Origin of the sequence: Desulfosarcina sp. (genome assembly GCF_033791525.1) — a bacterium.
GTDB lineage: Bacteria > Desulfobacterota > Desulfobacteria > Desulfobacterales > Desulfosarcinaceae > Desulfosarcina.
Genome location: NZ_JASJGN010000438.1, coordinates 1 through 19,179 on the forward strand (window position 1 = coordinate 1; position 19,179 = coordinate 19,179).

Below are 19,179 nucleotides of genomic sequence, written 5' to 3' on the forward strand. Positions count from 1 at the left end.
AGGAGTCAGAAGTCAGAAGCCAGAAGCCAGAAGCCAGAAGCCAGAAGCCAGAAGCCAGAAGCCAGAAGCCAGAAGCCAGAAGCCAGAAGTCAGAAGTCAGGAGTCAGGAGTCAGGAGTCAGGAGTCAGGAGTCAGGAGTAAGGAGTAAGGAGTAAGGAGTAAGGAGTAAGGAGTAAGGAGTAAGGAGTAAGGAGTAAGAAAACAAAAGACCAATAGCAAACAAATAAAAAACAACAGCCAAAAACCAAATGACTATTCGTACCAGCAGGAACCTTTTTAATAACCATAAGAAAAAACAACTAATAATTAATAGGAGAACCTTGATGAGCTTGAAAAAACAGTATCTAAAAAGCAAGGACCGTTGTAAAGTATCCTTCCGGGTTCCCAAAGCGGCGGCCCCGGGAGCCAAGACCGTCCACATCGTGGGCGAATTCAACGACTGGAGCACCGTAAACACCCCCATGAAACGGCTGAAGAGCGGTGAGTTCACCGCTGTCGTGGCACTGGCACCGGGCCATGCCTACCAGTTCCGTTACCTGGTCGACCAAACGACCTGGGAAAATGACTGGGAAGCGGACCGATACGTGAAAAGCGATTTTGGCGACTGTGAAAATTCAGTCCTGGTGGTGTAACGATTAATGGATGATTATGGTTGCATGTGTTGCTCATATTGAACAAACCCAACCCGACCGGATGGTCGGCTGAACCGCTGAACCGACAACAGGGTTGACATGGCAATATCTGCCATTGAAGCCCTTGAGGAGTATGATGATGAGGTTTATTCAAACATTCCAAGTCTTTCCAGATATCCCTGAACCCCTCGCTTTCCTGGAGACATTGTCGCGCAATCTCTGGTGGAGTTGGAACCAGAATGCCTTGGAGCTGTTTCGGCGCATCAACCCCCGGCTATGGGAGGCGTCGGGGAGAAACCCCATTGTATTCGCCACCCAGGTTCCCCAGGAGCGGTTCAATGAGCTGGCCAAAGACGACAGCTACCTGGCCCACCTGGAGCAGGTGCGCAAGCGCTTTGAAAACCGGGTGCTGAACCAGACCGATGGCGAGAGCCCCTGGGACCAGGGGGAGACGGTGGCCTATTTTTCCATGGAGTTCGGGATCCATGAGACCCTGCCCCTTTTTGCCGGCGGACTGGGCATCCTGGCCGGCGACCACCTTAAAGCGGCGTCGGGGCTGAAGTTGCCTCTGGTGGGGGTGGGACTGCTTTATCGTGAAGGATATTTCCGCCAGTACCTGGACAAGGACGGGTGGCAGCAGGAAACCTATCCGGAAACTGACCTGTATCACCTGCCGCTGTCCAAGCAGAAGGACAAAGACGGAAACGACCTGGTGATCAGTCTGACCGATATCGACGGGGATATCCATGCCCAGGTCTGGAAGATTCGCATCGGCCGGATTCCGCTGATCTTGCTGGACACCAACCTGCCGGAAAATAGCCCGGAGATCCGTGACATTACCGCGCGGCTATACTCCGGAGAACAATACACCCGCTTGGCCCAGGAGGTGCTTCTGGGGATCGGCGGTATGCGGGCACTGGATGCCCTGGGCATCCAACCGACGGTGGGCCACATGAACGAAGGGCACTGCGCCTTCGTGGGACTGGAACGGCTTAGGCAGATCATGGACCGCTACGGCATCAATCTTGAAGCGGCACGGGAAATCGTCTCGCGGACCACGGTCTTCACCACCCACACCCCGGTGGCGGCCGGACACGACGAATTCCCGCCCGACCTGGTCAAACCTTACCTTAAGCCGTTTGAAGCGCCCTTCGACATGAGCGCGGACCAATTGGTGGCCCTGGGGCAACCGGACGGGGCGGCGGCGGAGTCCCCCTTTTCCATGTTCATCCTGGGATTGCGCACCGCCCAGTACATCAACGGGGTGAGCAAACTCCACGGGCAGGTGGCCCGTCACATGTGGTCCCACATCTGGCCCACCCGATCCGACGACGAGACGCCCATCACCCATATCACCAACGGGGTCCACATCCCGTCGATGCTGGCACCGGAGATCAAGCTGCTGTTCGAACGATATCTGGGGCCCCAGTGGAACATGGGCTCCACCATGCCGGAAAATGCCAGACGCATCGATGACATCTTTGATGAAGAGCTGTGGCAGGCCCACGAGATGTGCCGTTCGCGGCTGGTCCGGACCGTCAGGGAACTGATGTACCGGCAGTACGGGCGCCGCAACGCCCCGCTGGATGTCATGACGGCGGTGGAGTCGGTGCTGGATCAGGACACCCTCACCATTGCCTTTGCCCGGCGCTTCGCCACCTACAAGCGGGCGCACCTGCTGTTCCAGGACCCCGACCGGCTCGAGGCCATCATCAATTCCACCAAACGGCCCGTCCAGTTCCTCTTTGCCGGCAAGGCCCATCCCAAGGACAACGAGGGAAAAGGGATCATCCGCAGCCTGGTGGATTTCGGTAGGCGAACCAGCCTGCGTCACCGGTTTATCTTTCTCGAAGACTACGACTTACATATTGCCCGCTGCCTGGTTCAGGGTGCGGACGTGTGGCTCAATACCCCCCGGCGACCCATGGAGGCCTGCGGGACCTCGGGTATGAAAGCGGCCCTGAACGGGGTGCTCAACGTGAGCATTCTGGACGGTTGGTGGTGCGAGGGCTACAGCCCGGAGCGGGGATGGCGCATCGGCAACGGGGAGGAATACCAGGACCACAACTATCAGGATGCGGTGGAGAGCCAGGCCGTATACAACCTTATCGAAAACGAAGTGGCGCCACTCTACTATGACCGCACCGTCGGAGGCACCCCCAAGGAATGGCTCAAGATGATGAAGGCCTCAATGAAGATGGCCATGTCCCAGTTCTGCAGCCTGCGGATGGTATCGGAATACGAAGAGCGGTTCTACCTGCCTGCCAGCCGACGGTTCGAGGAACTGGTGTCCGATGGCGGGGCAGAAGCCTGCCGGCTCAGTGATCAGCATCGCCGCTATCTGGACAAATGGGGGCAGATTCAAGTAGCCTCGCCTATCCGCAGCGCCCAGGGCCCCTTCCGGGTGAACCAGTCATTCGAGGTGACCACGCTGGCCCAAACCGGTGAACTGCGACCGGATGAGCTGAACGTGGAACTGTATTACGGTAAGATGCGCCATCTGGACCGTATCGATAACCCCCGGGTGAAGATGATGAGCGTCAAGGAGGAACACTCGGCAGGCACGTACCTTTACAGCTGCAAACTGCCATGTACCGATTCCGGCCGATACGGGTTCACCGTCCGGGTGACTCCCAATGCAGACGCATGGATCCGGTATCGGCCGGAGCTGTTGACCTGGGCGTAGCGGGTTCAGCGTTCAGAGGTTCACGGTTAACGGTTCACAGTTTACAGTATACGGATTTCCTTCTCGTTGAGTTCACTACAAGAAGTCTTTTTAGCAGGGCCTACAAAAAGGAACCCAGAACCCAGAACGCTCAACGCTCAACGCATAATATAAGGAGGTACCGATGCCGTCGGCCAAGCGGAACCCACGGGTGCTGATCGTTACCCCGGAAGTCACCTATCTGCCTCAGCGGATGGGCAATTTTTCCCGATACCTCACGGCCAAGGCAGGCGGCCTGGCCGATGTATCGGCCGCTCTGGTCAGTGCGCTGTTCAACGAGGGCGCAGACGTTCACGTGGCCCTGCCGGACTACCGGTCGATTTTCCACGACCGGCTGGCGCCGTTTCTGGAAAGGGAGCAGTGGGCCATCCGCAACGTCATGCCCGACGACCGGGTGCACCTGGCCGAGGATCGGGCTTTTTTCTACCTGAACCGGGTTTACTCGCCCTATGGCGGCGAGAATACCAAACTCTCCCTGGCTTTCCAGCGGGAGGTGATCAACAACATCATTCCCCGGGTGCGGCCGGACCTGATCCACTGCAACGACTGGATGACCGGACTACTCCCGGCCATGGCTCGTCAGATGGGCATTCCCTGCCTGTTCACCATTCATAACATCCACACGGTAAAATCCAACCTGGCCCATATCGAGGATCGCGGCATCGATGCGGCCTATTTCTGGCAGCACCTCTTTTATGAGAAATTTTCGACCGGCTACGAAGAATCCTGGGAAAACAATCCGGTGGATTTTCTGGCCAGCGGGGCGTTTGCCGCCCACTTCGTCAACACAGTCAGCCCGCGATTTCTCGAAGAGATCGTCGAAGGCCGCCACGACTTCGTGGAATGGCCACTGCGGGAGCAGTTAACCAACAAGTTTTATGCCGGCTGTGGAACCGGGATCCTCAATGCACCGGATCCGTCCTTCAACCCGGAAACGGACAAGGAAATTCACCGAAAATACACGGCCGGCAAACACCCGGCCGGTAAACGCGAGAACAAGCGGTACCTTCAGAAGACATTGGGACTGATCCAGGATGACCATGCCCCGCTGTTTTTCTGGCCGTCGCGACTGGACCCGATCCAAAAGGGCTGCAAACTGCTGGCCGAAGCCTTTTACGGCATTATCTCAAACTACTGGGACATGAACCTGCAGGTCGTTTTCGTGGCCAACGGCGACTACCAGCAGACCTTCCGGGACATTGTCAACCAACACGGGTTTCACAATCGCGTAGCGGTGTGTGATTTCAACGAGAGCCTGGAGCATCTGACCTACGCGGCCGCCGATTTCATTCTTATGCCGTCGCTGTTCGAACCCTGCGGCCTTCCCCAGATGATCGCTCCCATCTACGGGGCGCTGCCGGTGGCCCACGATACCGGCGGCATCCACGACACCATTACCCATCTCGATGTGGATCAAGGCATCGGCAACGGGTTTTTATTCGAAAATTACGATGCCGGTGGTCTATACTGGGCCGTGACCCAGGCCATGGATTTTTTCAAGTTGCCAAAAACGAAGAAACGCACACAGATTGAACGCATTATGCAGCAGAGCGCCGCATCCTTCAATCATGCCAGCACGGCCCGGCAGTATATCGACCTGTATGAGAAGATGCTGGAAAGACCCTTGATTAATGAAATGCCAAATGACAAAACTCAAATTCCAAATCAAGGATGAAAATTCGATTTTAATCTAAATTCGACAGTATGCCTTCATCCTACAGTCTAAACACCAAAAAAAGCGAAACTCATGGTTGACATCAACACGCTCGTAGAAAGCATGATCGATGCCGATCACTACCTGGAAGCCCATCGCCAGGCCCTTGTCCGGCGGCTGGTTCACATTCAGGGCATGCGTCAGCGAATCACCGAAGGCCGCATGGACCTTCTGGATCTGGCGTCGGGGCATGAGTACTTTGGCCTTCACCGGACCGCAGATGGGTGGACGTTCAGGGAATGGGCGCCCAACGCCACGGCGATCTATCTGGTGGGGGATTTTTCCGGCTGGAAAGAAGACCCGGCATTGGCCCTGTCCCGGCTAACCGATGACGGTCAGTGGGAGATTCGCCTGCCGGGCGACGCGCTGCGCCACGGGAACCTTTTTCGCCTGCGCATGCACTGGAACGGGGGACGGGGAGACCGCATTCCGGCTTATTCCCGCCGGGTGGTGCAGGACCCGGGCTCCTTGATTTTCAATGCCCAGGTGTGGGCGCCGGATTCACCCTACCGGTGGCGGCATCCGGACTTCACGCGGCCGGACCGGCCGCCGTTGGTCTACGAGGGTCACGCCGGCATGGCCCAGGATGCGGAAAAGGTCGGTACATGGCGTGAATTTACCGCGAATGTCCTGCCGCGGATAGTGGATGCCGGTTATAACACCATTCAACTCATGGCCGTCCAAGAGCATCCCTACTACGGCTCCTTCGGCTATCACGTCTCCAACTTCTTCGCCCCGTCTTCGCGGTTCGGTCCGCCGGAAGATCTCATGGACCTGATCGATTCGGCCCACGGACAGGGACTTGCCGTGATCATGGATCTGGTACATTCCCACGCGGTGTCCAACACCGTAGAGGGCCTGGGGCTGTTCGACGGCACGGAATACCAGTATTTCCACCAGGGCCGCCGGGGGTACCACCACGCCTGGGGCAGCCGCTGCTTCGACTATGGCAAACCCCAGGTGGTTCACTTTCTGCTGTCCAACTGCCGTTACTGGCTGGACGCCTTTCATGTGGACGGGTTCCGCCTCGATGGCATCACCAGCATGCTCTACACCCACCATGGCCTGGAAAAGGCGTTTTCCGGCTACGACGATTATTTCAATGACACGGTGGATGAAGACGCCCTGGCCTACCTGACCCTGGCCAACGAGGTGATACACCGCATCCGGCCCGATGCCATTACCGTGGCCGAAGACATCAGCGGCATGCCGGGGCTGGCCCTGCCCGCTGCCGACGGAGGCGTCGGATTTGATTTCCGCTTTTCCATGGGTGTTCCCGATTACTGGATTCGCCTGGTCAAGGATACCTCCGACGAAGACTGGTCCATGGGGAACCTGTGGCACGAATTGACCAACCGGCGGCGTGAAGAGAAGACCATCAGCTATACCGAATCCCACGACCAGGCGCTGGTGGGCGACAAGACCCTGATGTTTCGCATGGCCGATGCCGCCATGTACACCCACATGTCCGTCGACGATCCGGACCTCGGTGTGGACCGGGCCATGTCCCTGCACAAGATGATTCGCCTGGTCACCCTGGCTACGGCCGGCAGCGGCTACCTGAATTTCATGGGCAACGAGTTCGGCCATCCCGACTGGATCGACTTTCCCCGGCAGGGAAACAACTGGAGTCTTCAATACTCCCGGCGGCAGTGGCACCTGGCGGACGATCCCACACTCAAATACCAGTTTTTATCCCGGTTCGACCGCCGGATGATCGCCCTGTTCAACCGGTACGACCTGCTCTCGAGCGGTGACCCCGGACTGCTGTGGGATCATGACGGCGACAAGGTCCTCGCTTTTTCACGGGGCGGATGGGTGTTTGCTTTCAATTTTCACCCGACGCAATCTTTTTTTGACTATGGCATTCCTGCGCCGGGCGGGCCCTACCGGATGGAACTGGATTCGGATTGCAGGGATTTTGGAGGCCACGGCCGGCTGACACCGGATCAGATTCACCACACCCTGGAGGAAAAGGACAATCCATGGGGCTTCCGCCTGTCCCTTTACCTGCCGTCTCGAACGGGAATCGCCCTGAAACCGATGCTTGAGACGAAAGGAGAATCATGACACGAGACTGTCGATCCAGCCTGGGCTGGACGGTGTGCCTGTTTCTTTTTTGCATCACCGGATGTGCGACCCTGGAAGCAGAAGATGGCAACGCCAAAGACCTGCCCATCATCGCGCGTTGGAGCGGGGATTTCCCGGTTGCAGATCTGGCTCTGCTGCCCGATGGCCAGCGCCAGTCACGTACAGGATACATCGACGGGCAGAATGCCTTTGCGTCCGTTTGGCAGGCCTTTAAGCCGGGTGAGAAGATTCCGGCGGTGGATTTTAACCGCAACCTCGTCGTTTTCTCGCGCAATGTGGATTTCTACAACCGGACCAATATCATCAAGGTCACCCTTACCGATGGCGGGGCAGAGATTATCGCCATGGAAACCATGTCCGCCTTGCCCATTGAAGACCAGGTCGCCTTGACCATGGCGGTGATCCCCCGGACCGGGGTCGATTTTATCCTCTCCAGAGATATGCGTGTTCCCGTGACCGGCAGCCCATAGGCAGGTGACATCTCCCCTTTGCCAGTATCAGGAGGTACGATTGGACGTTTTGTTCCAACCGCCAATCAATCGTTTATTGTCAGGGATACTGCTTGGCATCGCCGGTCTGTTTTTCAGCCTGAGCATCAGGCGCTTTGTTTTTGCATACCGCCGGGCGGGTGACCTGTCCAGCGCCCAGTTGTTCGTGCGAGCCATTCGCTGCCTGATCATTGCCCTTACCGCCGCCGCCTGGTCTGCAGGTTTTTTCTGGAACCAATCCTGGCTGCTGATTATCGGACTGATCATCCTTTGCCAGGAACTTTATGAGGGCGCCATACTTGGAGCCGCACTGCGTACCGGACGGCAAATTGAAAAGGGCCAAACCCCTTTATAGCGTGTGTCCGTCCAAAAACGACGGATGCCGTTGGAGATCGAGGCGTGCGACAATTTAGCCACAGGCGCCCTGAAAGCAATGCCCGTTGGGTGCCAGGTTGATCTCCTGGGGTTAAAATGTTGCGCATCACGCAGATATCGGGTGAAATGACCGGTAGTGGACAGGCACCCAGTCAATGGACAGACCGGAGACCGTTCCATTGAGAATAAATTGGCTACTTTTTCTCCTTCTCAAGCCAAAGGAATACGAAACCAAGGTGCATCGGACCGCTCGCTATCCCGATTCATTTTCATGCCACGGATCCATATGGAACTGAAAACCAATTTCTCACTGAAAGCCCTCAACACCTTCCGCGTCGAAGCGGTTGCCGACGCCTATCTTCGGTTCGATTTGGTCGATGAGATCGTTGATTTTCTTGGCCGGGATGAACTTGACAGCCATCGTCGCCTGGTCCTCGGTGGGGGCAGCAACCTGCTGTTCGTGGATGATTTCGACGGCATCGTGCTGCATCCACTGCTTAAGGGGATAGATGTAATTGAAGCGGACCGCCGGCACATTTGGATCCGGGCCATGGCCGGTGAGAACTGGGATGACCTGGTGGCCCATGCCGTGACCAATGGCTGGGCGGGTATCGAAAACCTTTCTCTAATCCCGGGCAGCGTCGGCGCGAGTGTGGTGCAGAACATCGGTGCCTACGGGGTGGAGGTCAAGGGGGTGATCGACGGTGTCGAAGCCATTTCTATCCACAACCGTGAGCAGGTCCGATTTTCTCCCAACGACTGCCGCTTTGGATACCGGTCCAGCAACTTCAAAAACGACTGGGCCGGACGGTTCATCATCACGGCCGTGGTCTTCAAACTCAGCCAAAAGCCTGACTTCGTTCTCGATTATCCCGGGGTCAAAGCGGCCGTGGAAGCGGTGGGGCCGATAACGCTGGACCATGTCCGTCAGGCGATTGTCTCCATCCGGCAAAGCAAACTGCCGGACCCGGACCTGATCGGCAATGCAGGCAGTTTCTTCAAAAATCCGGTAGTTGACGGCAACGCCCTCAGCGGACTGCTAAAATTAAATCCTGATTTGCCTTATTATCCTCAGGGTGGCGAGCACTATAAATTGGCTGCCGGCTGGTTGATCGAGCGCTGCGGCTGGAAGGGCAGGCATGTGGGAAAGGCCGCCGTCCATCACCAGCAGGCCCTGGTTCTGGTGAACCTGGGCGGTGCCACGGGGCGTGAAATCCTGGAGCTCTCCGAACAGGTCAGCGGCGCCGTCCATGAACGATTCGGTATTGAACTGGCGCGGGAGGTTCTGGTTGTGCCATAGTGACCGACTCATAACCTTTTAATCCCAGGAGAGGGTGAGCGGATGATCCCGATCGAAACGCTGGCAACTTTTTTCATGGCATCCATACTGCTGGGGCTGGCGCCCGGTCCGGACAACATCTTCGTATTGACGCAGTCGGCCCTGCGAGGGAAAATCGCCGGTCTCCTGGTGACACTGGGCCTGTGTACGGGTCTTGTCGTTCACACGACGGCTGTGGCTTTCGGCGTGGCGGTGGTTTTTCAGGCATCCGCCCTGGCCTTCACGGCGCTCAAGCTGGGTGGTGCCGGTTACCTGCTTTACCTGGCCTGGCATGCCTTCCGTGCATCCGCAGAGCGGATATCGGCCGGTCGGAAAAATGAGCTGAGTTATGCAAAGCTATACCGGCGGGGAATCATCATGAATGTCACCAACCCCAAGGTGTCGATCTTTTTTCTGGCTTTTCTGCCGCAATTCGCCGACCCGGGCCGCGGGTCGCTGACCCTGCAGATGCTGCTTCTGGGCGGCGTGTTCATCGTTTCCACCATTTTGGTGTTTGGCAGTATTGCATTGCTGGCCGGGTCCATCGGCCAGTGGCTCAACCGTTCACCCAAGACTCAGGTGATCATGAACCGGATGGCCGGTGTTGTTTTCGTGGGACTGGCGCTGAAGCTGGCCACCGTGAGACAGTGACGCGGCGGTATAGGGGGGGGCAGGAATCAGGGGGTTGATGAATGGGTGACACACCAGGGGGCACGTCAGATCCCATGCGCATTCATCGCCGACGCCTATGAGGACCGTGACGGGAACGTTGGCCCCGTTTGCGCATCATCCTCCATCGATTTTAAATTCCTTTTGTCCGGCGGCTGAGAATTGTCCCCGGCCTTTCTTGTACGATTCAATTTTTCTTCGCCGCAATCAGCCATTGGTCGAGTTTGTTTTTCAGCTGGTCCGGTTTCACCGGCTTGGAGAGGTAATCGTCCATACCGGCTTCCAGGCAGCGTTCCCGATCGCCTTTAAGGGCATTGGCGGTCATGGCGATGATGGGCACGCGGCTGTTGATGACATCGGCTGAGGCACGGATGGCCCGAGTGGCTTCCAGCCCGTCCATTTCCGGCATCTGCTGATCCATCAGCACGAGATCGTAGGGAACCTGCTTCAAGGCTTCAACCGCTTCGCGTCCATTGTTGGCCACGTCCGCCCGGCAGCCTATCTTTTTCAGTATCAGCAGCGCGACTTTCTGGCTCACCACGTTGTCTTCAACCAACAGCAGGCGTCGTTCTTTCTGCCGGGCTTCATCGATCGAGTGCCGGGTTACCATGGGCTCCGAGGGATGCAACCCCGAGGCTGCCTGGGGTGAACCGGCAAGCACCCTTACCAGGCATTCGAACAGGTGCTGGCGTTTCACCGGCTTGGTGAGGTATCCGGCAAACCCGATCTCCTTCATGCGTTGGCTGTCTCCCCGCAGTCCGCGGGAGGTCAGCATGATCAGGGCGGTTGATTGGATCGCAGGATCTTTTTTGATGGCCTGACCGAGGTGGTCGCCGGCCATGCCGGGCATCATGAAGTCCACCAGGGCGGCGTCGAATGGCGTATCCGTGGCGGCATCATGTAATTTCTCAAGGCCCGTTTTGCCGCTGGATGCGGTGTCGAACCGACAGCCCCAGGTGTTGAGGTAGGCACAGAAAAGGTCTCGGTTGGTCGGGTTGTCATCGACCACCAGGACTCGCTTGCCCTGGATGATCGCCGGCGAGATACGATTGGCGCCTTCGGGGGGCGACCGCTTTTCAAGTACCAGGGTAAACCAGAACCGGGCGCCTTTACCCGGCTGGGATTCAACCCCGATGCTTCCGCCCATCAGTTCGGTCAGTTGTTTGGAAATGGCCAGGCCCAGCCCGGTGCCGCCGTGTTTACGGGTGGTGGACGCATCCACCTGTGAGAAGGATTTGAAAAGACGGTCCACGCGGTCGGCAGGGATCCCGGGGCCGTTGTCCTGAACATCGATTAAGAGCGCCACCGTGCCCCCGTCCATCCTCTCCAGCTCAACGTGTACGGCAACCGCCCCCTGCCCGGTAAACTTGATCCCATTGCCGGTGAGGTTGATCAGAATCTGCCTGATCCGTCCCGGATCTCCGTTAACCCAGGAGGGTACGTCGGGGTGAATATAGCTGGTCAGCTCGATGCCCTTGTTCAAGGCATGGACAGACATTATTTCCATTACATCTTCCATCATATCGCGGAAGTTGAAATCCAGCATTTCCAGTTCCAGCTTACCGGCTTCGATTTTGGAGAAATCGAGAATATCGTTGATGATGGAGAGCAGGGAGTTGGCGCTGACCTTGGCCGTGCGGGCAAAGTCCTGCTGCTCGTCGGTCATCTCCGTATCCATCATCAGGCCCAGCATCCCGATCACCCCGTTCATGGGTGTACGGATCTCGTGGCTCATATTGGCCAGAAACTGACTCTTGGCGACACTGGCCGCTTCGGCATCCTGTTTGGCACGATTGAGATCCTCCAGCGCTTGTTTGTGCTCGGTGATGTCCTCTTTCACACCCACAAAATGGACGATGGCTTTTTTTTCGTCGAATACCGGCGAGATGTGGGCCCGCTCCCAATAGAGGCTGCCGTCTTTGCGCCGATTGATGATTTCTCCGGACCAGGGTTTGCCGCCTTTCAGCGTCTGCCACATCTGCTGGTACAATGATCCGGAATGTCGGCCGGATTTCAGGATTCGGGGATTGCGCCCCACGGCTTCCTTGGCCGAGTATCCGCTGATGGTTTCAAAATAGGGATTCACATATTCGATGGTGCCGTCCGGTGAGGTGATAACAACCGATACCGGGCTCTGCTCGATGGCACGAGAGAGGGTAAGCATCTGCTGGCGCTGGTTCTCCAACGCCGTCAGGGCGTAGCTGCGGGTTTCCACCATTTCGTTGGCATACCCGGCCAGCTGTTTGAATTCTAACATCTCAAGCTCATCCGCGTTGATTCGCTCGTCCTGGTATGCGACCTGCTGGAAGAAGCTTACGAAGGTATCCACATCCGCTGAAAATTTTCGGCGGGCCCAGACGACAAAAAAACAGGTCCCCCCCAGGCAGACGAGCCACATGGCGCAGTTGATCAGAAACTCGTCAATCAGTCGTTGCTTCATCAGCTGCCGGCTTCCCTTAATCTGGGTATAGACCGGTTTCAGATAAACGCCTGTGGCGATGGTCCAGTTCCATTCCGGGATGACCACACTATAGGTGATTTTCGGTTCAACCTGACCCGTTTTGGTATTCAGCCAGTCATAGCGGCAAAAGCCGCCGTTTCTGTCCGATGCCGCGGCCGCCACGATTTTTTTTCCCACGTAGACGCCCTGGTCGTTGCGTACATCTACCGCCTTCCTGCCGATTAGTTCGGCCTGGGTGCCATGGCTCAGGAGATAGCCATTGGTCCCGATGGTGATGATGTAATCGGTCAGACGGTATCTGAAGTTTTGGAGGATCTGCAAGATTTCAGCCTGGAGCGCAGCCTCCAGGTCAGCCTGATCGACCACATAGCCGATGATCCACTCGTCGGGACGGAACAACCTGAAGTAGCTTATATATTCCGTTGTTTTCCTGTTTTCCCCGCTGGTGGTTGAAAACGTTCGGTAAACATCGTCGAATCGGAAAACCGTGGGGATGAGGGTGTCGATTAACCGATCGCCATCCTCATCCCTGATTTGCCGGATATCATCCCGGACCGGCATCGGTTCCGCCAGGGGGTAGACAAAATCTCCGGATCGATCCAGGATGACGAGGTGTCCTTTCCTGTTGCTGTCGTCAAAGGCCTGAATATTGTGTCGGAGCAGCCGCTGCAGATCCTCCTTGTCCATTTTGACCCGCCATTCCGCGTCCATGCGGGACAGGACCGAATGGACAGTCGCCACTTGATCTTTGATCTTTTCCTTACCGATGGTCTTCATGACCGTGCGCTTGGTTTTAACCAGGGCCAGCACATTCTGGAGCCGATCTTTAAGCTCTATCTTTTTCTGGGCCAGGTACTCGGCCTCGATACGTTGGGATTCGTCTTGAAACGTGCCGGTTTTCCAAACCACAATTAAAACCGAGGGTACCAGAATGCAGGTAATGATTACCAAGAGCGCGATGACTTTGGGCAGGTCGCGCAATGATCGCAGGTTCAGCATAAATGCACCCTATTCATAAGATTTGAACAGCGGGCCTATCGATTGGTGCCGCGTGATGCCTAATATCGGCAATCAATTGGATAAGTTTAGGGGAAGAAGGTGATGCGACCGCGAGGGTATATCCGTTGCTGCATGTACAGCCGGCTGCAGGATCATTTGTCGTCCAGCGATGCCACAACCGGGGTTGTGACTGCAAAGCAGGGGTCCCTCTCGGGACGTCAAGGGATTATACGGTGAATTTTTGCGACCGCAGGAGATAAGCTATTGCGATGCCGACAATAAATCCGGCGGCCAGGTTGGACGCCAGGGTGATGCCCAGGATGGTCACCACCACGAACATCTCCTTGCGTTCCTTGATGTCCAGGACGGTCAGGGCCAGTTGGCTGCCGGAAAACAGGAGCAGCACACCGAGGATGGCCATGGGGATCAGGTTGAACAGGGCCAGGATATGGTTGCCCAGCAACAGGGTGAGGAGGATGAAGATGGCCCCGATGATCAGGTTGGAACCGGCGGACCGGGCGCCGAAGCGATAGTGGGCGGCCAGGCCGCCGGCGCCGTGGCACAGGGGCATGCCACCGAGCAGGGCGCTGAGGAAATTTCCCAGGGCCATGCTCACGCACAGGGCCCTGCCCGTCACCCGCCGGGCGGCGGTGCCGAAATAGCTGATGGACAGGTCCATCTCGGCGATCACCGCATTGCCGATGGTCATGGGCATCTGGGGCAACACCAGTGCCAGCAGGGCAAAGGTGAAATCCGGGCCTTCGGGAAAGCCCAGGGGCAGGATCCGTGGCAGATATAGTCCCGGCCGGATGTCTCCCAGCCCCTGACGGGTCCCCATCAACAAGCCGATGAGAATACCCGTGGCCACAATCATGAGGCCGGCCGGCATCCGCTTGTTTTCCAGCAGCAGCAGGGTGAGTACCGCGCCGATGATCCCGATGACCAGGCCCACGGGGATTGGGCCTATCTGCTGGACGGCCAAATAGGGTTCCGCTATTTGGTGCAGCACCTGAAGCTTGGTCTTGCCGATCATGAACTTGATCCCTTCGGCCATGAGCAGGGTGCCCGTGGACAGCTGTACCCCCCGGATGACCGCCTTGGGCGTGTATTTGCCGATGAGGGCGATGGCCCCGGTGGCACCGATGACCAGCAGGCAGGTGCCCATGAGAATCCCCGAGGCCATGATCTGCTGGGGGCTCATGGCTGTGGCGATGGCATAGGCCCCGATCACCTTCATGGGTTCCACCGGTGTGGTGATGCCGAAGTAAAGCCCCGTGAAAATGTAGAGGAGACCCACCGACAAAAACAATCCCGACGGATCCAAGCCGTTGACCAGAATCATGCCGATGGCCAGGGGCAAAACGGTCCCCAGGTCTCCCAAAGACCCGGCGAATTCCATCCGATTGAATGTGAGGGGCAGGCGCATTATTTTTTCTCTCTGAAGCGCTGGTCCGACTTGAGGGACGTCGATCTCTCCTGACACTGCTCCAGCCAGCCGGCACGTACATCGCTGCGGACATCAAAGGCCGGGACATAGGGTTTGATGTCCAGCAGCGGGGTCCCGTTCACCATATCTACATCCAACACATGGAGGATTCGGCCTGCGATTCGATCCAGCCGAACGATGGACAGGCCGATGGGATTGGGCCGGCGTGGGGCGCGGGTGGAGAAAAGACCCCGCTTCACCGTGTCTAAAAATGGCTTGACCGTCAGGCGGTATCCTTTGGAAAGATGGAAATGGTAAAGCAGGATCAGATGGGAAAAGCCGTCGAGATCGCATAGCCCATCTTCGTACTGTGCGTCCATAACCAGTTGGCCGGGCACATCTATTGCGCCTGAAGGCTGGATAGGCATGCCGTCGATGCCCTTGAACGGGGTTTTGATGATGCCGATCGAAGTGAACGTGACTGCCATGTCAACCCTCCGGAATCTGTGGTGGAGCGGCGGGAACCGTCCCGCGACTCAGATCTGTGCGCCAGGTGCAGGCCGTGAACAGAACTGTTCCTGCGGCCATGACCAGGGCACCGAGAATAAAGGCCTGGCGGAGTTGGAACCAATCCATCATCACCCCGGCCATCACCGAACCGACCAGCATGCCCAGGCTGTGGCCCACGGTGAGCAGCGCCATCACCGACCCCATGGCCTCCCTGCGGCTGCCTTGCAGGACTGCAGCCGCCATCAACGCCGGCATGGCGATGCCGCCGCCAATGCCGAAGACCACGCTGGCCCAGAACATGTCCTGGAAACCCGCGGCATGTTTAAATGCATAGACAGCGCCGGTGACCACCAGGCCGCCCAGGATGATCATTGACTTTCGATTCAACCGATCCGCCAGCCATCCCATGGGTACCTGCACCACACCGCTTACCAGGACACCCAGCATCACCAGGATGCCGATGCCTGATGCCGAGACAGAAAATTCCATGTCGGCAAACACCGGCAGAAAACCCCAGATGATGCCGATGCATGCCGTGTATGCCAGGCGGAAAAGAAAAAGACCGGCGATGGTCCGGTCGGAAAGTATCTGCGACCATCCCAGCGGCGGTCGCCCCCTTTTTACCACCCGCTCTTCGGCGGTGGGGGGGAGAAAGACCAGGCTCAACACGAATCCGACGAGGGACAAGACGCCCATACAGACGAAGGCCCCGTTGAGGCTGAAGCGGTCCTTGATCACACCACCGATCAGCGGACCGGCGCTCAGGCCGATGAACAGGGACATGTTGAACAGTCCCATGACCCACCCTTCCTTGCCTGTGGGCGTGATGTCTCCCACATAGGCCTGAACCACCGGCATGATCATGGCCGACGTGATCCCCTGAAAAAAACGGATGACAATCAGGGACTCCACCCCAGTGAAGAGAATGAAGGCCACCGATACCACGGCGTATGAGAAAAGTCCCGCGACGATGAACGGCTTGCGCCCTTTTTTGTCGGACCGGCGGCCGAAGTAGGGCAGGAAAAACGTCCGGGAGAGTGAGAAGGCGCCGAAGATCAGGCCGATGTACAGTCCGCTGGCTCCCAGGTCATGGGCGTAGACCGGCAGCAGTGGTACCACGATGCCTACCCCGGTCACCGCCGCAAAAATGGAGAAGAAAAGGGTGCCGAAGATTTTACGGTCGATGGCGTTCATGGATGAAGGTGGTTTTCCTTGTCAATGCCGGTAAAAAATGAGATAATTACAGGCATTTCAATTTGCAAGAAGTTGTTTCAACCCCTGTATGCTTAACAACGAGGATAACGGCATGGACAGTTACCAGACCCTGATGGAAAATGCAAAAAATGGATTCGAGACGCTCGACCTTCCAGAAAACTTTAAAATCGATGCCCTGGATCGGCTGAGGGTCTGGCTGACTAACGACATGTTTACCGCCTACGTGCCCCAGATCGACCATCTCATCGGGTCCGGGCAATGGGAGTTCCTGCTGGACTCCTTCTACCAGGTGATTCCCTTCGGCACCGGTGGTCGACGGGGACTGGTGGGCATCGGTCCCAACCGCATCAATCCCTGGACCATCCAGGCATCGGCCCAGGGTCACAGCCAATACCTGATCAAGGCCCACGGCGAGTCCGCCAAGCATCGGGGCCTGGTGCTGGCCTACGATGTGCGCCAGTTTACGGACACCAAGCGGTATGCTCCGGATCGACCCAACCCGGTCGATAATCTGGACTGCCGGCAGCTGGCCGAAGCGGCGGCCCAGGTATACACAGCCAACGGCATCAAGGTCTACCTGTTCGACAGCACCCGCAGCACCCCGGAACTCTCCTTTGCCATCCGCCAACTGGACGCCGTTTCCGGATGCATGTTTTCCGCCAGCCACAACCTGCCCACGGATAATGGGAAAAAAGTATACGACCAGTACGGTGGCCAACTCATTCCGCCCCATGACCAGGATCTGGTGGATGAAGTGACCGGCAATGTCTCCGCCATTCAGACCATGGATCTGGACGCTGCGGGCCAAAACGGACTGCTGGCGGTGATCGGCAGTGAGGTGGACGATGCCTACCATGACGCTGTGGCCGCGCTTCAACTCAGCGACGCCAGAGGCGTGAAGATTCTATACAGCCCCCTGCACGGAACTGGTGTGACCTCCGTCTATCCGGTGCTAAAAGGTATGGGTTTCGACATCCACCTGGACCCGGCCACTGCCAACCTGAGCGGTGCCTTTGAACATGTCACCTTCAACATCCCCAACCCGGAGGTGATTCAGTCCTTCGACGCGGCCCTGCCCAATGCTGACGCCATCGGTGCGGATGTGATCATGAGCACCGACCCGGACGCCGACCGCATCGGCATCATGGTGCGACACAACGGGGCATGGAATTTCCTCAACGGCAACGAGATCGGCATCGTTTTGTCCGAGTATGCCATCGACCAGTACCGCAAAAAGGGGCGGTTGACGAAAAAACACGTGATTATCAAAACCGAGGTGACCTCGTCTCTCATCGACACCATCGCAGTGGAAAACGGCATCCAGTGCATCGGCGACCTGCTGGTGGGATTCAAATACATCGGCGAACGCATGAACCGTCTGGAGGCGGAGGGCCGACAAGGGGATTTTATCCTGGGTACCGAGGAGAGCCACGGTTTTCTCATGGGCAACTATGCCCGCGACAAGGATGCCGCCGGCGCCGCGGTGTGGCTGGCCGAACTGGCCTCGCAACTCAAGGCCGATGGGCGAACGCTGGTGGATTACCTGAGCAGCATCTACGCCAAGTACGGTTACTGCCACAACTATCTCACCGAAATCAGACTGTTGGGCGCCAAGGGCATCGGCCGGATCAAAACGATTATGGACCATTTAAGGAAGAACGAGATTCCGGCGGTGGGCGAATTCAAGGTGTCGGAAAAGATCGATCGATGGAAAGGCGAACCTCAGCCCCACCTGTCGAGAACCGACACCTCTTCTCGCAACGTGCTGATCCTGAAACTGGCGGACCTGCCCGAAACACGCAGCATTCGCATCACGGTCCGGCCGTCGGGAACCGAACCCAAATTCAAGATTTACATCGAAGTGCTCGGCCGGCCGTTCGACCTGTCTGCCATGGATGCGGCTAAGCAGCAGATCGTCAAGATCCAGGAACAGTTGGAACGTGACTTCATGGCTTACTGCTACGGTATCCTGGGGGTGGATTTCCCCGAGCGGGGATTTCTTCTCTTCTGGCAGCTGCCCCTGGACGATAAGATGAAATATTTTGAGGTGGAAGAGAAGATCGCCGGATTGAAGACCGTTTCCGATGCTGCCGGGCGGAAGCGGCAGCTGGAAAACCTGCTTAATTTTCTGGGTGCCAACCCTGTGCAGAAGGTGGACCGGGCGTTTGCCGCCCGTCACGGTAGCGGGATCATGGCCTATCTGGATTTGGAATAACGAAACGGAGCCCATGCTCAGCAATATTGCCAAGTCAAGTGTTAGGGGTAGTATTTGCCCGCCAATTGATGAAGATAACTTGATCATAGTAAAAGGTCAGATTTACCCCAATGTTGCATAAAAATATTTGAAAAGTTAGCTAAACTATTGGAAACATATTTGATATAGTCAAGTTGTTATCATTTTCTGGATGTCACGAATGGTGAAGTCCAAGAATGTCACGGTTTTTCTCATTATTTTTACCTTTCAGGAAAGCTGGAGGACTTCAGATCCCGTGTTGTCAAGGGATCGCGGTAGCCGATTACAGCTTCACCCTTGACGCCTTGGCTCTGAAGCCCTCC

Annotated in this window: 13 protein-coding genes; 9 read left to right on the top strand and 4 right to left on the bottom strand. The window is 57.0% G+C overall.

The features are described 5' to 3' along the window. The first annotated feature begins 323 nt into the window (after positions 1–323). The 8 genes from QNK41_RS20815 to QNK41_RS20850 all read left to right on the top strand — a co-directional run bounded on the left by QNK41_RS20815 (position 324) and on the right by QNK41_RS20850 (position 9,994). Positions 324–632 carry an isoamylase early set domain-containing protein gene (locus QNK41_RS20815; RefSeq protein ID WP_319261103.1) on the top strand — a complete coding sequence of 103 codons (309 nt, stop codon included), beginning with the start codon at positions 324–326 and terminating at the stop codon, positions 630–632. A 139-nt stretch (positions 633–771) separates the two neighbouring features. Further along, a complete protein-coding gene (gene glgP / locus QNK41_RS20820; protein ID WP_319261106.1) occupies positions 772–3,318 on the top strand; it encodes an alpha-glucan family phosphorylase in 2,547 nt (848 codons plus the stop codon). A gap of 163 nt (positions 3,319–3,481) precedes the next feature. Continuing rightward, positions 3,482–5,032, top strand: a complete 1,551-nt coding sequence (locus QNK41_RS20825; RefSeq protein WP_319261109.1) for a glycogen synthase — start codon at positions 3,482–3,484, stop codon at positions 5,030–5,032. 72 nt (positions 5,033–5,104) lie between these two features. Beyond that, the gene (locus tag QNK41_RS20830) at positions 5,105–7,141 is read left to right on the top strand and encodes an alpha amylase C-terminal domain-containing protein (RefSeq protein WP_319261111.1); all 2,037 of its coding nucleotides are present in this window, start codon (positions 5,105–5,107) and stop codon (positions 7,139–7,141) included. Next, on the top strand, positions 7,138–7,632 hold the full coding sequence (locus QNK41_RS20835; RefSeq protein ID WP_319261113.1) for a hypothetical protein: 495 nt from the start codon (positions 7,138–7,140) through the stop codon (positions 7,630–7,632). Before QNK41_RS20830 ends, QNK41_RS20835 begins: the two co-directional genes overlap by 4 nt. 40 nt (positions 7,633–7,672) lie before the next feature. Next, positions 7,673–8,005, top strand: coding sequence for a hypothetical protein (locus QNK41_RS20840; RefSeq protein WP_319261116.1), 333 nt, complete (start codon positions 7,673–7,675; stop codon positions 8,003–8,005). A gap of 306 nt (positions 8,006–8,311) precedes the next feature. Beyond that, positions 8,312–9,325 carry a UDP-N-acetylmuramate dehydrogenase gene (gene murB / locus QNK41_RS20845; protein ID WP_319261118.1) on the top strand — a complete coding sequence of 338 codons (1,014 nt, stop codon included), beginning with the start codon at positions 8,312–8,314 and terminating at the stop codon, positions 9,323–9,325. A 42-nt stretch (positions 9,326–9,367) separates the two neighbouring features. Continuing rightward, on the top strand, positions 9,368–9,994 hold the full coding sequence (locus QNK41_RS20850) for a LysE family translocator (RefSeq protein ID WP_319261121.1): 627 nt from the start codon (positions 9,368–9,370) through the stop codon (positions 9,992–9,994). Positions 9,995–10,199: 205 nt separating this feature from the next. Here the strand turns inward: QNK41_RS20850 and QNK41_RS20855 are convergent, their stop codons facing one another. The 4 genes from QNK41_RS20855 to QNK41_RS20870 form a co-directional block, all read right to left on the bottom strand. Beyond that, on the bottom strand, positions 10,200–13,472 hold the full coding sequence (locus QNK41_RS20855; protein WP_319261123.1) for a response regulator: 3,273 nt from the start codon (positions 13,470–13,472) through the stop codon (positions 10,200–10,202). A gap of 226 nt (positions 13,473–13,698) precedes the next feature. Then, positions 13,699–14,898 (bottom strand): putative sulfate/molybdate transporter, encoded by a 1,200-nt coding sequence (locus QNK41_RS20860; RefSeq protein ID WP_319261126.1) that lies wholly within the window; start codon positions 14,896–14,898, stop codon positions 13,699–13,701. Then, positions 14,898–15,386 (bottom strand): tRNA (N6-threonylcarbamoyladenosine(37)-N6)-methyltransferase TrmO, encoded by a 489-nt coding sequence (gene tsaA / locus QNK41_RS20865; RefSeq protein WP_319261129.1) that lies wholly within the window; start codon positions 15,384–15,386, stop codon positions 14,898–14,900. Before tsaA ends, QNK41_RS20860 begins: the two co-directional genes overlap by 1 nt. Position 15,387: 1 nt before the next feature. Further along, the gene (locus QNK41_RS20870; protein WP_319261132.1) at positions 15,388–16,602 is read right to left on the bottom strand and encodes an MFS transporter; all 1,215 of its coding nucleotides are present in this window, start codon (positions 16,600–16,602) and stop codon (positions 15,388–15,390) included. 112 nt (positions 16,603–16,714) lie between these two features. On the opposite strand from QNK41_RS20870, the gene QNK41_RS20875 reads away from it, so the two are divergent. Next, on the top strand, positions 16,715–18,838 hold the full coding sequence (locus QNK41_RS20875; RefSeq protein ID WP_319261134.1) for a phospho-sugar mutase: 2,124 nt from the start codon (positions 16,715–16,717) through the stop codon (positions 18,836–18,838). Positions 18,839–19,179: the final 341 nt, after the last annotated feature.

Excerpts from the sequence above, each read along its gene's own strand:
- QNK41_RS20825 (WP_319261109.1), top strand. The coding sequence starts at position 3,482 with ATGCCGTCGGCCAAGCGGAACCCACGGGTGCTGATCGTTACCCCGGAA.
- murB (WP_319261118.1), top strand. The coding sequence starts at position 8,312 with ATGGAACTGAAAACCAATTTCTCACTGAAAGCCCTCAACACCTTCCGC.
- tsaA (WP_319261129.1), bottom strand. The coding sequence starts at position 15,386 with ATGGCAGTCACGTTCACTTCGATCGGCATCATCAAAACCCCGTTCAAG.
- QNK41_RS20860 (WP_319261126.1), bottom strand. The coding sequence starts at position 14,898 with ATGCGCCTGCCCCTCACATTCAATCGGATGGAATTCGCCGGGTCTTTG.
- QNK41_RS20815 (WP_319261103.1), top strand. The coding sequence starts at position 324 with ATGAGCTTGAAAAAACAGTATCTAAAAAGCAAGGACCGTTGTAAAGTA.
- QNK41_RS20830 (WP_319261111.1), top strand. The coding sequence starts at position 5,105 with ATGGTTGACATCAACACGCTCGTAGAAAGCATGATCGATGCCGATCAC.
- QNK41_RS20875 (WP_319261134.1), top strand. The coding sequence starts at position 16,715 with ATGGACAGTTACCAGACCCTGATGGAAAATGCAAAAAATGGATTCGAG.
- glgP (WP_319261106.1), top strand. The coding sequence starts at position 772 with ATGAGGTTTATTCAAACATTCCAAGTCTTTCCAGATATCCCTGAACCC.
- QNK41_RS20870 (WP_319261132.1), bottom strand. The coding sequence starts at position 16,602 with ATGAACGCCATCGACCGTAAAATCTTCGGCACCCTTTTCTTCTCCATT.
- QNK41_RS20855 (WP_319261123.1), bottom strand. The coding sequence starts at position 13,472 with ATGCTGAACCTGCGATCATTGCGCGACCTGCCCAAAGTCATCGCGCTC.
- QNK41_RS20850 (WP_319261121.1), top strand. The coding sequence starts at position 9,368 with ATGATCCCGATCGAAACGCTGGCAACTTTTTTCATGGCATCCATACTG.
- QNK41_RS20835 (WP_319261113.1), top strand. The coding sequence starts at position 7,138 with ATGACACGAGACTGTCGATCCAGCCTGGGCTGGACGGTGTGCCTGTTT.